This is a genomic window from Streptomyces sp. A3M-1-3, assembly GCF_024213665.1.
Classification (GTDB): domain Bacteria; phylum Actinomycetota; class Actinomycetes; order Streptomycetales; family Streptomycetaceae; genus Streptomyces.
In genome coordinates this window covers 36,069-51,233 of sequence record NZ_JANAVP010000022.1, presented here as the reverse complement: position 1 = coordinate 51,233, position 15,165 = coordinate 36,069, and the positions used below count along the sequence as shown (strand labels likewise).

At 70.8% G+C, this 15,165-nt stretch carries 11 protein-coding genes; 7 read left to right on the top strand and 4 right to left on the bottom strand.

The genetic code is table 11. From position 1 onward, the window contains the following. Positions 1-33 precede the first annotated feature (33 nt). The 4 genes from uvrB (at position 34) to NLX86_RS23505 (ending at position 6,327) form a co-directional block, all read left to right on the top strand. Positions 34-2,172, top strand: coding sequence for an excinuclease ABC subunit UvrB (gene uvrB / locus NLX86_RS23520; protein ID WP_254373757.1), 2,139 nt, complete (start codon positions 34-36; stop codon positions 2,170-2,172). A gap of 173 nt (positions 2,173-2,345) precedes the next feature. Next, positions 2,346-2,924: a TerD family protein gene (locus NLX86_RS23515; protein WP_254373756.1), complete on the top strand. Its 579-nt coding sequence runs from the start codon at positions 2,346-2,348 to the stop codon at positions 2,922-2,924. A 98-nt stretch (positions 2,925-3,022) separates the two neighbouring features. After that, positions 3,023-5,092, top strand: coding sequence for a TerD family protein (locus NLX86_RS23510; RefSeq protein ID WP_254373810.1), 2,070 nt, complete (start codon positions 3,023-3,025; stop codon positions 5,090-5,092). Positions 5,093-5,319: 227 nt separating this feature from the next. Beyond that, positions 5,320-6,327 carry a TerC/Alx family metal homeostasis membrane protein gene (locus tag NLX86_RS23505; RefSeq protein ID WP_254373755.1) on the top strand — a complete coding sequence of 336 codons (1,008 nt, stop codon included), beginning with the start codon at positions 5,320-5,322 and terminating at the stop codon, positions 6,325-6,327. Between the two features lie 12 nt (positions 6,328-6,339). Here NLX86_RS23505 and NLX86_RS23500 read toward each other — a convergent pair whose 3' ends face one another. Continuing rightward, on the bottom strand, positions 6,340-7,653 hold the full coding sequence (locus tag NLX86_RS23500; protein ID WP_254373754.1) for an MFS transporter: 1,314 nt from the start codon (positions 7,651-7,653) through the stop codon (positions 6,340-6,342). A 237-nt stretch (positions 7,654-7,890) separates the two neighbouring features. On the opposite strand from NLX86_RS23500, the gene NLX86_RS23495 reads away from it, so the two are divergent. Beyond that, entirely contained in the window at positions 7,891-8,604 is a 714-nt protein-coding gene (locus tag NLX86_RS23495) for a S9 family peptidase (RefSeq protein ID WP_254373753.1), read from the top strand. 34 nt (positions 8,605-8,638) lie between these two features. Here NLX86_RS23495 and NLX86_RS23490 read toward each other — a convergent pair whose 3' ends face one another. Together NLX86_RS23490 and NLX86_RS23485 are read right to left on the bottom strand one after the other, a co-directional pair. After that, positions 8,639-9,295: an MBL fold metallo-hydrolase gene (locus NLX86_RS23490; RefSeq protein WP_254373752.1), complete on the bottom strand. Its 657-nt coding sequence runs from the start codon at positions 9,293-9,295 to the stop codon at positions 8,639-8,641. A gap of 9 nt (positions 9,296-9,304) precedes the next feature. Next, positions 9,305-9,997 carry a maleylpyruvate isomerase family mycothiol-dependent enzyme gene (locus tag NLX86_RS23485; protein ID WP_254373751.1) on the bottom strand — a complete coding sequence of 231 codons (693 nt, stop codon included), beginning with the start codon at positions 9,995-9,997 and terminating at the stop codon, positions 9,305-9,307. 183 nt (positions 9,998-10,180) lie between these two features. Here NLX86_RS23485 and uvrA point away from each other — a divergent pair, with 183 nt between their 5' ends. Then, positions 10,181-13,159 carry an excinuclease ABC subunit UvrA gene (uvrA, locus tag NLX86_RS23480; RefSeq protein WP_254373750.1) on the top strand — a complete coding sequence of 993 codons (2,979 nt, stop codon included), beginning with the start codon at positions 10,181-10,183 and terminating at the stop codon, positions 13,157-13,159. A gap of 542 nt (positions 13,160-13,701) precedes the next feature. Here the strand turns inward: uvrA and NLX86_RS23475 are convergent. Then, positions 13,702-14,622: a carbohydrate kinase gene (locus NLX86_RS23475; RefSeq protein ID WP_254373749.1), complete on the bottom strand. Its 921-nt coding sequence runs from the start codon at positions 14,620-14,622 to the stop codon at positions 13,702-13,704. A gap of 94 nt (positions 14,623-14,716) precedes the next feature. Here NLX86_RS23475 and NLX86_RS23470 point away from each other — a divergent pair, with 94 nt between their 5' ends. Further along, on the top strand, positions 14,717-15,154 hold the full coding sequence (locus NLX86_RS23470; protein ID WP_254373748.1) for a ubiquinol-cytochrome c reductase iron-sulfur subunit: 438 nt from the start codon (positions 14,717-14,719) through the stop codon (positions 15,152-15,154). Positions 15,155-15,165: the final 11 nt, after the last annotated feature.

The following is a 15,165-nucleotide window of genomic DNA, read 5'->3' as shown; positions in this document are numbered from 1 at the left end:
GTGAGTGTCAGTGGGGGGTCGTACGGTGGTTCCATGCGGCCCGTATCCAAGATCGAACGCACGGTGGCGCCCTTCGAGGTCGTCAGTCCCTACCAGCCGAGCGGTGACCAGCCGACGGCCATCACCGAGCTGGAGCGGCGCATCCGCGCAGGCGAGAAGGATGTCGTGCTGCTCGGTGCGACCGGCACCGGCAAGTCGGCGACCACCGCCTGGATGATCGAGAAGCTCCAGCGGCCCACGCTGGTGATGGCACCGAACAAGACGCTCGCAGCCCAGCTGGCGAACGAGTTCCGCGAGCTCCTGCCGAACAACGCCGTCGAGTACTTCGTCTCGTACTACGACTATTACCAGCCCGAGGCGTACGTCCCGCAGTCGGACACATACATCGAGAAGGACTCCTCCATCAACGAGGAGGTCGAGCGGCTGCGCCACTCCGCCACCAACTCGCTGCTGACCCGCCGCGACGTCGTCGTGGTCGCCTCCGTCTCCTGCATCTACGGCCTCGGTACGCCGCAGGAGTACGTCGACCGGATGGTGCCTCTCAAGGTCGGCGAGGAGATCGACCGCGACCAGCTGCTGCGCCGCTTCGTCGAGATCCAGTACACGCGCAACGACCTGGCGTTCACGCGCGGCACTTTCCGGGTGCGCGGCGACACCATCGAGATCTTCCCGGTGTACGAGGAACTGGCCGTCCGCATCGAGATGTTCGGCGACGAGATCGAGGCGCTCTCCACGCTCCACCCGCTCACCGGCGAGGTCATCAGCGACGACAGCGAGCTGTACATCTTCCCCGCCAGCCACTACATCGCCGGTCCCGAGCGCATGCAGAAGGCGATCACCGGAATCGAGGCGGAACTCGCCGAGCGGCTGGCCGAGCTGGAGAAGCAGGGCAAGCTGCTGGAGGCCCAGCGGCTGCGCATGCGCACCACGTACGACCTCGAGATGATGCAGCAGATCGGCTCCTGCTCCGGCATCGAGAACTACTCGCTGCACATGGACGGCCGAGAGAGCGGATCCGCGCCCAACACCCTCATCGACTACTTCCCGGAGGACTTCCTCCTGGTCATCGACGAGTCGCACGTCACCGTGCCGCAGATCGGTGCGATGTACGAGGGCGACGCCTCCCGCAAGCGCACCCTCGTCGACCACGGCTTCCGGCTGCCGTCCGCCCTGGACAACCGGCCGCTGAAGTGGGAGGAGTTCCTGAAGCGGGTTGGCCAGACCGTGTATCTGTCGGCCACCCCCGGAAAGTACGAACTCTCGCGCGGCGACGGCTTCGTCGAGCAGATCATCCGTCCCACCGGGCTCGTCGACCCGCAGGTCGTGGTCAAGCCCACCGAGGGCCAGATCGACGACCTGGTGCACGAGATCCGCCAGCGCACCGAGAAGGACGAGCGGGTCCTTGTCACCACGCTCACCAAGAAGATGGCCGAGGACCTCACGGACTACTTCCTCGAGCTCGGCATCGAGGTCCGCTATCTGCACAGCGATGTCGACACGCTGCGCCGGATCGAGCTGCTGCGCGAGCTGCGCTCCGGTGAGTACGACGTGCTGGTCGGCATCAACCTCCTCCGGGAGGGCCTCGACCTGCCCGAGGTCTCGCTCGTGGCGATCCTCGACGCCGACAAGGAGGGCTTCCTGCGCTCCGGGACCTCCCTGATCCAGACCATCGGCCGCGCGGCGCGCAATGTGTCCGGCGAGGTCCATATGTACGCGGACAAGATCACCCCGGCGATGGAGAAGGCCATCGAGGAGACCAACCGCCGCCGGGAGAAGCAGATCGCGTACAACACGGAGAACGGCATCGACCCGCAGCCGCTGCGGAAGAAGATCAACGACATCGTCGCGACGATCGCCCGCGAGGAGATCGACACCGAGGAACTGCTCGGCACCGGCTACCGGCAGGCCAGGGAGGGCAAGGGGGCCAAGGCCCCGGTGCCCGCCCTCGGTGCCAAGGCGGTCAAGGGCGGCCGCAAGGGAGGCAAGGGCGCCAAGGAGGAGGTCCTCACCGACCGTCCCGCCGCCGAACTGGCCGCACTCATCGAGGAGATGACCGAACGGATGCGGGCGTGCGCGGCGGAGCTGCAGTTCGAGGTCGCCGCCCGGATCCGCGACGAGGTGAGCGAACTGAAGAAGGAGCTGCGGCAGATGCGCGAGGCGGGCATCGCCTGAACCCGTCAGGAGCGCTGTGTTGCAAGACCGCCACAAAACCGGGACGCGGTCGCAGCGCCGCCGACCTGACTGCGTAGGGTGCTGGACAACCGCACACACAGGCGGTTAGAGGGGGCTGTGCTTTCCCGGAGGACCACCTCCGGGGCCCCGGGCCGAAGGAGAGGGGACAGCGCGTGACGGTCAACATGACCAAGGGTCAGGCCATCAGCCTGCAGAAGTCCGACGGGGGGACCCTGACCGCGGTGCGGATGGGGCTGGGCTGGCAGGCGGCGCCGCGTCGCGGTCTGTTCGGTTCGCGTACGCGTGAGATCGACCTGGACGCCTCGGCGGTGCTGTTCGCCGACAAGCAGCCGGTCGATGTGGTGTTCTTCCGCCACCTGGTCAGCGACGACGGTTCCGTCCGGCACACCGGCGACAACCTGGTCGGCGGCGCCGGCCAGGGCGGCGACGACGAGGCGATCCTCGTCGACCTGCAGCGCGTCCCGGTGCACATCGACCAGATCGTCTTCACGGTGAACTCCTTCACCGGCCAGACGTTCCAGGAGGTGCAGAACGCGTTCTGCCGCATCGTCGACGAGACCAACGGCCAGGAACTGGCCCGTTACACGCTCGACGGTGGCGGGCAGTACACAGCGCAGATCATGGCGAAGGTGCACCGAGCCGGCGCCGGCTGGCAGATGACGGCGGTGGGCAACCCGGCCAACGGCCGTACCTTCCAGGACCTGATGCCGGCGATCCTGCCGCACCTGTAGTCCGGCCGGTACGGCGATTTCGCCGGTGCAGCTCCCGGAGGCATGCCGCCGCCGGGAGCTGCACCGCACCACCCGACATGACGAGGGGACTTGAGGCGATGACGGCCGAGCTGGTCCGGGGGCAGAACCACCCCTTGCCCCAGACCCGTTTGGAAATCCGCGTATCGGCCGGGCAGCCGGTGGTGGCGGGCGCGACGCTCAGCGACGAGCGCGGCAAGGTACGCGGCGTGGAGTGGGTCGCCCACCCCGGCTCGCCCCAGCTGCCGGGCCTCGAGGTCTCCCGGCAGGCGGCGGCGGACCACCGGCTGGCGGTCGATCTGGGCGCCCTCCCGGAGTCCGTGCACCGGGTCAACGTGCTGCTCGCGCTGCCGGTGGGGGTCGGCGGACCGGTGCGCTTCGGTGCCGTCGCGGCCCCCTTCGTCGCGGTGACCGGCCTGGACGGCACGGAGGTCGCCAGCTACACCATCACCGATCTGGACGCCGAGTCCGCGGTCGTCGCCCTCGAGCTCTACCTCAGGCAGGGCGCGTGGAAGGTCCGTGCCGTCGGCCAGGGGTACGCGGGCGGACTCGCCGAGATGCTCGGCGACCAGGGCCTGCCGCAGGCCCGCGAGCTGGCCACCGCCATCCAGGAAGCGGTGGCGAGTGGGCTGGCCCGCTCGGTTTCGGCACCCCCGCCGCGCACCCCGGACGGGGACCGCGCCCGGCACACTGCGGCGCACCCGGCCCCCGGCCAGACCGGAGGCGCCCTGCCGGAGGCCGACCAGCCGCCCGCCGCCACCCCGTCCCACGGCCCGCACGGCACGCCGTCCCACGGCCCGCACACGCACGGCACCCCGGCGCATGGCGCCACCGCCCACGGCCCGGGCGCCCACACCCCGAACGCCCACGGCGCCGCGCCGCAGGTCGGCGGGCCCGGCGGCCCGCTCGGTCCCGGCACCGGAGGCGGCCCGGTCAACTACGCGCATCCGGGCCGGCAGGCCGCCGCGCCTCCTCCGCCGCCCCCGGCCGCCCCGCAGGTCCGGCCCGGGCAGCCGCCCACACCGGTCGCAGGCGACGCGACCGGATGGTCCATGGAGGAGCGCCTCTACAACCAGGTGTGGGGCATGTTCGAGGACCTGGCCCGCGCCACCGCCGCGTACCGCAGTGCCGTGGACTTTGCCGAGTCCCGTATGGAGCAGGAGCTCGACCGGGTCCTCTCCGATCCGCGCAGCCGCATCGGCACGACCGGAGACACCGCCCGCGCCGCGGCCCGCGCCAAGCACGATCAGCTGGTCGACCAGGCCCGCGAGTCGCTCGACCGCGACCTGGCGCAGCTCGCCGCGGAGTCGGGGGTCGTGGAGCCTGCCCTGCCGCCGGCCTTCGCTCGCTGGGACAACCCGGTGTGGCACGGCTACCGGGTCCCGATGGAAGTCCCGATGGCGCTGCGCGTCGGCGATCTGCACCTCCCCGAGCGCACGGATCTGCGGATCCCCATGCTTGTGCGGCTGCCGCTGGAGCGCGGCCTGTGGATCGACAGCGGCCGCTCCGGCTCGGACGCCGCCCTGATGACGGACTCCAGCCAGCTGCGTCGGCTCGCCATGGACACGGCCGTCGCGACCGCCGCCCGGCTGCTGGCGGTCTATCCGGCAGGCGACTTCTCGGTGCACGTGATCGACCCGGCCGGGTCCGGAGCCGCGGCCCTCGCCCCGCTCGTCCAGTCCGGGGTGCTCGACGAGCCGCCCGCGGCCGGCGCCGGGGGAGTGGCCGCCGTGCTGGCCAAGCTCACCCAGCGGGTGGACCTCGTACAGATGGCGATCCGCGGCGGCGCGCCGGATTCGCTGCCGCCCGACCTCGACACGGCCGAGCAGCTGCTGATAGTCAACGACTTCCCGCACGGCTTCGACGACCGGGCGGTCACCCAGCTGCGCTATCTCGCGGACGAGGGCCCGGCGGTCGGCGTGCATCTGGTGATGGTCGCGGACCGCGAGGACGCCAGCGCGTACGGACCGGTGCTCGACCCGCTGTGGCGTTCGCTGCTGCGGATCACCCCAGTCCCCGACGACCACCTGGCCGACCCGTGGGTCGGGCACGCGTGGACGTTCGAGCCGCTGCTGGCGCCGCCCGGCAGCCAGGTGTTGCGGCAGGTGCTCGGCCAGGCGGCCGAGGCCCGCCGCACCTGGCGCCCCTGACCTGGCCTTTTGGGATTGGCTTTACCAACCCCTTTACCTTCCCTTGGTAATCCGTGTACGCTTCTTTGTGCGGAGGGGAGTACTCCTGCTGCGGCGTTCCCGTCAATACGGACCGAGACCGGTCCCGGGGCGTCGGCTTGCGGCGCCGTTCAGCGTGCCCCGGGTGGAAGAGACCTCCGGCAGCCATGATGCTGACTCTTGAGCCGTAGCCATCTGCCGGAGGCGTAGTGGACGTTTCATTGACCCTTTGGGTGCTGACCATCGTCGGTCTGGGCATCCTCATCGGTGCCGACTTCTTCATCGGCCGCAAGCCCCATGACGTGTCGATCAAGGAAGCCGGCACCTGGACGATCGTGTGGATCGTCCTCGCCGCACTGTTCGGCCTCGGCCTGCTGGCCTTCGGCGAGAGCCAGGCGTCCGGCGAGTTCTTCGCGGGCTACATCACCGAGAAGTCGCTGAGCGTCGACAACCTCTTCGTCTTCGTCCTGATCATGGCGAAGTTCTCGGTGCCTTCCCACCTCCAGCAGCGGGTGCTGCTGGTCGGCGTACTGATAGCCCTGGTCCTGCGCGCGATATTCATCGCCGCCGGCGCCGCCATCATCGCCAGCTTCTCGTGGGTCTTCTACATCTTCGGCGCGTTCCTGATCTACACCGCCTGGAAGCTCATCCAGGAGGCGCGCTCCGACGACGAGGAGGAGGAGTTCGAGGAGAACCGGCTCCTGAAGTCCGTCGAGAAGCGCTTCGGCGTGGCCGACCGGTACCACGGCACGAAACTGTTCATCCGCAACAACGGCAAGCGCGTCCTGACCCCGTTGATGGTCGTCATGCTGGCCATCGGCACCACCGATGTGCTGTTCGCGCTGGACTCGATCCCGGCGATCTTCGGCCTGACCCAGGACCCGTACATCGTCTTCACGGCCAACGCCTTCGCCCTGATGGGCCTGCGACAGCTGTACTTCCTCATCGGCGGCCTGCTCAGGAAGCTGGTCCACCTGAGTTACGGCCTGTCGGTCATCCTCGGCTTCATCGGCGTGAAGCTGGTGCTGCACGCCCTGCACGAGTCCGGGGTTCAGGTCCCCGAGATCTCCATCCCGGTCTCGCTGGCCGTGATCTGCGGTGTTCTGGTGATCACCACCATCACCAGCCTCATGGCGTCCAGGAAGCAGGAGGCCGCAGAGGCCGCCGAGGCGTCCAAGGAGGCCGAGCGGGACCGGAAGGACAGCGTCGACGCCTGACCGCGGACGGCGTCAGGCGGGCGCGGCCTCCGTCGCGTCCGGCGTCGCCTCAGTCGTCTCCGGAGACCCGGTCCGTGCCGCCGCGGGCAGGGTCTCCGGCAGGAGTGCGAAACAGCCCAGACTGAGCAGCGCGATGCCGGTCAGATATGCGGCCACACCCCACGGCGGCCCGTCCCCGGTGGCCACCGCAGTGGCCACGATAGGGGTCAGCGCACCTCCGACCACCCCGCCCAGGTTGTAGCCGACGGCGGCGCCCGTGCAGCGCACCCGCGGCTCGTACAGCTCGGGCAGGTACGCGGCGACCACCGCGAACATGGTGATGAAGGCCAGCAGCGCGCCCAGGAAGCCGAGGAACATCAGCAGCGGTTCGCCGGTGCGCAGCAGCGCGATCAGCGGGAACATCCACACCGCCGCCGCCGCGCATCCCAGCAGGCACATCGGCCGGCGCCCGTACCGGTCGCCGAGCATCGCCGCAAACGGCGTCGCGGCCCCCTGGATCGCGACGGCCGCCATGATGCAGGTGAGCATCACGGTCCGGCTCACCCCGAGCTGTTCCGTCCCGTAGGCGAGCGCCCAGGTGCTCACCGCGTAGAACACGGCGTACCCGACCGAGAGCGCGCCCGCGGTCAGCAGCACCAGCCGCCAGTGCCCGCGCACCACGTCGGCCAGCGGCACATTCGCCCGCTGCCCTGTCTCGGCGAGCTTCCTGAACTGCGGGGTCTCGGTCAGGGAGGTACGCAGCAGCAGCCCGGCCAGCGCGAGCACGCCCGCCGCCCAGAACGGCACGCGCCATCCCCACGACCGGAACTGAGCATCCGTCAGCGCCGCCGAGAGGGCCAGCATCACCCCGTTGGCCAGCAGAAAGCCGACCGCCGGCCCGACTTGCGGGAAGCTCGCCCACAGCCCGCGCCGCCGCTCGGGAGCGTGCTCCGCGGTGAGCAGCACCGCGCCGCCCCACTCACCGCCGAGCCCGAGACCCTGGAGGAAGCGCAGCACCAACAGCAGGACGGGCGCGGCGACTCCGATGGATCCGTACGTCGGTACGCACCCCACCGCCACGGTCGCGAAGCCGGTCAGCAGCAGGGAGGCGAACAGCACCGGACGCCGGCCGTACCGGTCGCCGATATGGCCGAAGACCACGGCGCCCAGTGGCCGGGACAGGAAGCCGACGGCGAAGGTGCCGAACGCGGCGAGCGTCCCGGCCAGCGGCGAGAACGTCGGGAAGAAGAGGGGCCCCAGGACCAGCGCGGCAGCGGTCCCGTAGACGAAGAAGTCGTAGAACTCGATGGCGGTCCCGGCGAGTGACGCGGCCGCGAGACGGGCCATGGACGGAGACCCGGATGGGGGGTGATCTTCGCGCATGACGCTCCAACTACCCGCCCCGGAGGGCGGTTATGGGGCGCGCGGAGGCATACGCGGCCGCCTGCGTGCACCCTCCGTGCACCCCTCCCTGTAAGAATCGGTACGCCCGGCCCATCCACCCTGCCCCGGGCTCCGAATACAAGACGGGGGCCGAACGCGCGCGGCCCGGCCGGAACCCCTTGAGGAGCTGAGGACTGACCCATGGCCGTACGCGACACGAAGGCGCTGCCTCCCGGTCCCGCTCTCGTCGTCGAGCGGACCGCAGAACGACCGCGGGCCGCCGTTGTGCTGCTGCACGGCGGCCGTGCGGACGCGCTCGAGCCGCCCACACGCTGGAATCTGCCGGGCGCCCGGATGCGCCCCTTCGCCCGGGCGATCGCGCGGGCCACCGCGGACGACGGTGTTGTGCTGGCGCAGGTCCGCTACCGCCACCGCGGCTGGAACGGCGTACGGGGCGATGCAGCCCGTGACGCCCGCCGGGCACTCGACGAACTGACGCGGCTGACCGGGCCCGTCCCCGTTGTCCTGGTCGGCCATTCGATGGGCGGGCGCGCGGCTCTGCGGGTGGCCGGCCACTCGACCGTACGGGCCGTCGTGGGCCTCGCCCCGTGGTGCCCGCCCGGCGAGCCGGTGGAGCACCTGGCGGGCCGCCGGATCGTGCTGGTGCACGGCGACCGCGACCGGGTGACCGACCCGCGCGACTCCTGGGCCTTCGAGGAGCGGGCCCGGGCGGCAGGCGCCGAGTCCTGTGCGCTGCGGATGCCCGGCGGCGATCACGCCATGCTGCGGGGCGCGGGCGAGTGGCATACCCTCACCACCCGGCTCGTCACCGGGTTGCTGCACCTGGGCCCGCTTCCGAGGGAGGTGGCGGAACGATTCGCCGGCGCCGCGCCCCGCACCGATACAGCCGGCTGAGCGGACGGTACAAGTGCGCCTGCGGGCCTACCGCCTACCAGCCGCGAGCGCGCCATTCAGGCAGGTGCGGCCGCTCGTCGCCCAGGGTCGTGTCCTTGCCGTGGCCCGGGTAGACCCACGTCTCGTCCGGCAGCCGGTCGAAGAGCTTCCGCTCGACATCGTCGATCAGGCTCGCGAAGGCCTTCGGGTCCTTGTGCGTGTTGCCCACCCCGCCGGGGAAGAGGCAGTCGCCGGTGAACAGGTGCGGGTGGCCGTGCGGGTCGTCGTACACGAGCGCGATGGAGCCCGGCGTGTGGCCGACCAGGTGACGGGCGGTCAGGGAAACCCGGCCGACCTGGATGGTGTCGCCGTCCTCGACCGGGACGTCGGTCGCGACGGGAAGGCCCTCGGCGTCGTACCGCCCCGCGAAGGTACGGGCGCCGGTCGCGGCGACCACGGCTTCGAGGGCCTGCCAGTGGTCGCCGTGCCGGTGGGTGGTGACGACGGACGCGATGCCGTCGTCACCGATCAGGTGGAGCAGCGTCTCGGTGTCGTTGGCCGCGTCGACGAGCAGCTGCTCGCCGGTCGCCCGGCACCGCAGCAGGTACGCGTTGTTGTCCATCGGGCCGACCGCGACCTTGGAGATCATCAGGTCCGCCAGCTCGTGCACATCCGCCGGTCCGCCGACCCGTACCACTCCGCTGTACGTCATGGGCTCAGCCTATAGCGGGGGCAGCGGCGGCAGCGGGGCTCCGCCGGTGTCCAGGCCCGCTCCCTTGTCGCCGCGGCCGGCCAGCCAGCCCAGCAGCCCGGCGGCGCTGCCGCTGACCGTGAGAGGGGTGGTGTCGGTGGTGCGGCCGGTGCGCCACTGGCGCCCGTCGGCCGCCGCCAGGATGAGGGACGGTACGTCCGGGTGGCCGGAGAAGCGTTCCGTGAGGAACTCGATCTCGCGTCCGGTGAATTCCCACGGAAGGTCCTCCAGCTCGTAGCCGATGCCCAGGTCGACATGGTGCAGCTCGATTTCGATCAGCCGGCGGAAGGGCAGCCGCGCGGCGGCGTCGGTGACGCCGTTGCGCAGGGTGAGGGTGCGGGACCAGTCGGCCGGGGCGTCGGCCGCCCGCTGGAATCGGGCGTCGCTGTCGCGTACGTCCGCGAGCTGTACGTCGAGGGGGCGGGGCGCGTCGCGCTCGATGTCGGCGTCGCGGGCCTCGGCGCTGACGTACATCGGCCGGCCTTCGAGGACATTGACGAGCGCGTCCGCGTTGCGGGCCAGGTGGGCGAGGACGTGGCCGCGGGTCCAGCCGGGGAGTCGTGACGGCTCGGTCACAGCCGCGTTGTCCAGTTTGCCGGTCGCGGCGAGGAGCCGCTCGGTCGCTTCACGTACAGATGCCAGGTCGCGCACATGATCGATCATGCCGTCGACGATAGCGCCGTCCACTCGATCGGGTGAAGCATCCCGGCCTGTACGGAAAATCGAATGCGCGTGCTATAGGCTCGGAGCTGAATCCTTACGACATCGCTCGGCGCCCCCCATACCCTGGGACGGGGGCTGTTCTGCATAGTCCCCCTGCTTCTCTCAAGAAAGGTGCGGACCGGCGTGGCCGACCGTCTCATCGTTCGTGGCGCTCGCGAGCACAACCTCAAGAACGTCTCGCTCGACCTGCCCCGCGACTCGCTCATCGTCTTCACCGGACTCTCGGGTTCGGGCAAGTCGTCCCTCGCGTTCGACACGATCTTCGCCGAGGGGCAGCGCCGGTACGTCGAGTCCCTCTCCTCGTACGCCCGTCAGTTCCTCGGCCAGATGGACAAGCCCGACGTCGACTTCATCGAGGGCCTGTCCCCGGCGGTCTCCATCGACCAGAAGTCGACCTCGCGCAACCCGCGCTCGACGGTCGGCACCATCACCGAGGTCTACGACTACCTGCGTCTGCTCTTCGCCCGGATCGGCAAGCCGCACTGCCCCGACTGCGGCCGCCCCATCACGCGCCAGTCGCCGCAGGCCATTGTCGACAAGGTGCTGGGCCTGGCGGAGGGCAGCCGCTTCCAGGTCCTGTCGCCGCTGGTGCGTGAACGCAAGGGTGAGTTCGTCGACCTCTTCGCGGACCTGCAGACCAAGGGATACAGCCGGGCGCGGGTGGACGGCGAGACGATCCAGCTGACCGAGCCGCCCACGCTGAAGAAGCAGGAGAAGCACACCATCGAGGTGGTCGTCGACCGCCTCACCGTCAAGGACAGCGCCAAGCGCCGGCTGACCGACTCGGTCGAGACCGCGCTCGGCCTCTCCGGCGGCATGGTCATCCTCGACTTCGTGGACCTGCCCGAGGACGACCCCGAGCGTGAGCGGATGTACTCCGAGCACCTCTACTGCCCGTACGACGACCTGTCCTTCGAGGAACTGGAGCCGCGCTCCTTCTCGTTCAACTCGCCCTTCGGCGCCTGCCCGGACTGCACCGGCATCGGCACGCGTATGGAGGTCGACCCCGAGCTGATCATCCCGGACGAGGAGAAGTCCCTCGACGAGGGCGCGGTCTCGCCGTGGTCGCTCGGCCACACCAAGGACTACTTCGCCCGGCTGGTCGGCGCGCTCGCCGACGAGCTCGGCTTCCGTACGGACATTCCGTGGGCCGGGCTGCCCCAGCGTGCCAAGAAGGCACTGCTGTACGGGCACAAGACCCAGATCGAGGTCCGCTACCGCAACCGGTACGGGCGTGAGCGGGCGTACACCACCTCCTTCGAAGGAGCGGTGCCGTTCGTCAAGCGGCGGCACTCGGAGGCGGAGAGCGACTCCAGCCGCGAGCGCTTCGAGGGCTATATGCGCGAGGTGCCCTGCCCGACCTGTGAGGGCACCCGCCTGAAGCCGATCGTCCTCGCGGTCACGGTGATGGAGAAGTCCATCGCCGAGGTCTCCGCAATGTCGATCAGTGAGTGCGCCGACTTCCTCGGCCGGCTGAGGCTCGACGCGCGCGACAAGAAGATCGCCGAGCGGGTGCTGAAGGAGGTCAACGAGCGGCTGAGGTTCCTGGTCGACGTCGGCCTGGACTACCTGTCCCTGAACCGCGCGGCCGGCACGCTGTCGGGCGGCGAGGCACAGCGCATCCGGCTCGCCACCCAGATCGGCTCCGGGCTGGTCGGCGTGCTGTACGTACTGGACGAGCCGTCCATCGGACTGCACCAGCGCGACAACCACCGCCTGATCGAGACGCTCGTGCGGCTGCGCGACATGGGCAACACCCTGATCGTCGTCGAGCACGACGAGGACACCATCAAGGTGGCCGACTGGGTCGTCGACATCGGCCCGGGTGCGGGTGAGCACGGCGGCAAGGTCGTGCACAGCGGCTCCCTGAAGGAGCTGCTGGTCAACGAGGAGTCGATGACGGGCAAGTACCTGTCCGGCAAGAAGGCCATCCTGATGCCGGAGATCCGGCGCCCGGTGGACCCGGGGCGGCAGCTGACCGTCCACGGTGCGCGTGAGAACAACCTGCAGGACATCGACGTCTCCTTCCCGCTGGGTGTGCTGACGGCGGTCACCGGCGTCTCCGGCTCCGGCAAGTCGACGCTGGTCAACGACATCCTCTACACGCACCTGGCGCGTGAGCTGAACGGCGCCCGTTCGGTGCCGGGGCGGCACACGAGGGTGGACGGCGACGACCTCGTCGACAAGGTGGTGCACGTCGACCAGTCGCCGATCGGCCGGACGCCCCGGTCCAACCCGGCCACGTACACCGGTGTCTTCGACCATGTGCGCAGGCTCTTCGCGGAGACGATGGAGGCGAAGGTCCGCGGTTACCTGCCAGGCCGGTTCTCCTTCAACGTCAAGGGCGGCCGCTGCGAGAACTGTTCCGGCGACGGCACGATCAAGATCGAGATGAACTTCCTGCCCGATGTGTATGTCCCGTGCGAGGTCTGCCACGGGGCGCGCTACAACCGGGAGACGCTGGAGGTCCACTACAAGGGCAAGTCCATCGCCGAGGTGCTGGACATGCCGATCGAGGAGGCCCTGCACTTCTTCGAGGCCGTGCCGACCATCTCCCGCCACCTCAAGACGCTCAACGAGGTGGGCCTCGGATACGTCCGGCTCGGCCAGTCAGCGCCGACGCTGTCGGGTGGTGAGGCGCAGCGCGTGAAGCTCGCCTCGGAGCTCCAGAAGCGGTCGACGGGCCGGACGGTGTACGTCCTGGACGAGCCGACGACCGGTCTGCACTTCGAGGACATCAGCAAGCTGATCAAGGTGCTGTCCAATCTCGTCGACAAGGGCAACTCGGTGATCGTCATCGAGCACAACATGGACGTCATCAAGACGGCCGACTGGGTCGTCGACATGGGCCCGGAGGGCGGCAACGGCGGTGGCCTGGTCGTCGCCGAGGGCACGCCGGAGCAGGTCGCCTCGGTCCCGGCGAGCCACACGGGCAAGTTCCTGCGGGACATCCTGGGCGCGGACCGGATCAGCGACGCGGTGGTGCCGGCGGCGCGGAAGCCCGTGAAGCGGGCGTCGGCGAAGAAGACGGTGGCGGCGAAGGCGAACGCGGTCCCGGTAAGGACGGCGACCGCGAAGACGCCGCGCACCCGCAAGGCCTGACCCCACGGCGGGGCCCCACCACCGCCCGGGTCCCCTCGCACCCGCCGGTCGCGGGGGCCCTGCCCTCCGCCGCGCGGGCGGGCGGATCCGCTGGACCCGGGGCCGTTCCGCCGCTGTGCGGGCCCGTCGCGTACTGCGATGCTCGTGCGGCTGCGGGGCCTCGGCCGCTGCGCGGGCCCGCTGGTCGGTATCTGTTTGGGCGGGGCTCCCCGCGGCCACGCGGGGCCTGCCGTATACGGCGATGCTCGGGTAGGCGCAGGGGCTCGGCCACGGCTCGGGCCCGACTGCTCGTGTGTGTGCTGCGCAGGGTCGTCGCCGCCGCGCGGGTGGGCCGCGCGTCTGGCGTATCCGCTGGGAGCGGGGCCGTTCAGCCGGTGCGCGGGCCCGTCGCGTACCGAGGTGCTCGGGTGGCCGCTGGGCTACGGGCCTCGGCCGCTGCGTCCCGCGGGCTCGCGTGCCTGCCGGGCGCAGGGCCTTCCGCCGATGCGCGGAGGTCCCGGGTCCTTCGCCGCCGCTGTGCTGCCTGGCCGTGGCCGGCCACGCTACGGGGGCAGTTCTGCTGCGTATGGGGGTTGGGCTCCTGGGCGGGAGCAGGTGAGGGACGCCGCTTGGGCTGCGAAGTGGAGGGTGTCCTGCCATGCCGGCTTACCCAGGGCGGCCATCGCCCGTGGCGAGAGCGCGTCGTGCGCGGCCAGGCGGTGCAGCAGTGCCGCGTTCACCGTGTCGCCCGCGCCGATCGTGTCCGCCACTTCCACCGGTTCCGCCGGGACCGCGAACTCGTCCCCCGCCCGCGTCAGTACGGTCATCCCGGCCGCACCCCGGGTCAGTACCACCGCCTCCGCACCCCCCGCCAGGAAGTCGGCCGGGTCGCCGCCCAGCCACCGCGCGTCCTCCTCGGACAGTTTCAGCAGGTCCACGTGCGGCAGCCAGCCCCTGAACCGCGCCCGGTACGCGTCCGCATCGGGGATCAGCCCCGGCCGGATGTTCGGGTCGAGCAGGGTGAACACCCCGCGCGCCGCCTCCCGCCGCAGCAGCGCCTCGTACGCACTCGCGCCGGGCTCCAGCACCAGCGAACACGTGCCCAGCGCCAGGGCCCGGGTCCCGGCGGGCAGCGCGGCCGGTGTCTCGAAGAACCGGTCCGCGCTGCCCTCGGCGTAGAAGCCGTAACCGGCCGAGCCGTCCGTCCCGATGGACGCCACGGCCAGCGTCGTCGGCTCGGGCCCGCGCTGGACGAGCGTGCGGTCGACCCCGGCCGACCGCAGACCGTCGAGCAGCGCCTCGCCGAAGCCGTCCGTCGAGACCCGCGAGCAGAACGCGGCCGTGGCCCCCAGCCGGCCCAGCGCAAGGGCCGTGTTGTACGGGCCGCCGCCCAGCCGGGGCAGCAGCGCCGGCAGGGGCTCGCCGCGCGGCGCCGTCCCCTGCGGCACCAGGTCGATCAGTGCTTCTCCGGCGACGACGATCATGCGGGGGAACGTATCCCATGGCCTGTGGGAGGCGTAAGTGGCCACCGCCGGTATCGTCTTCTGCCGACCGCCCCCTGACCAGTGGAGACAGCTCATGTCCGCCCAGCCCTCCGCCCGCCGTACCGTGCTCAAGGGGGCGGCTCTGGCCGGGGCCGCCGGGCTCGGACTCGGGCTCACGGCCTGCTCGACCGAGACGAACAGCGGCGGCTCCACGCCCCCCACGCCCACCGCCCCGGTCGACCTGGGCGCGGCCGACGAGGTTCCGGTGGGCGGCGCGAAGCTCTACCGCGAGCAGAAGGTCGTCGTGAGCCGCCCCGCCGAGGGCGAGTACCTGGCGTTCAGCGCGCAGTGCACCCACGCCGGCTGCGTACTGGACAAGATCGAGGACGAGACTCGGGGCAACTGTCCCTGCCACGGGAGCCGGTTCGACGTGACGACCGGGCAGGTGCTGCGCGGCCCCGCCTCCGACCCGCTGCCCGCGGTCCCGATCAGGGCGGAGGGCGGGCGGCTCGTCGCGGGCCCCGCCGCCTGACGGGCACGCGC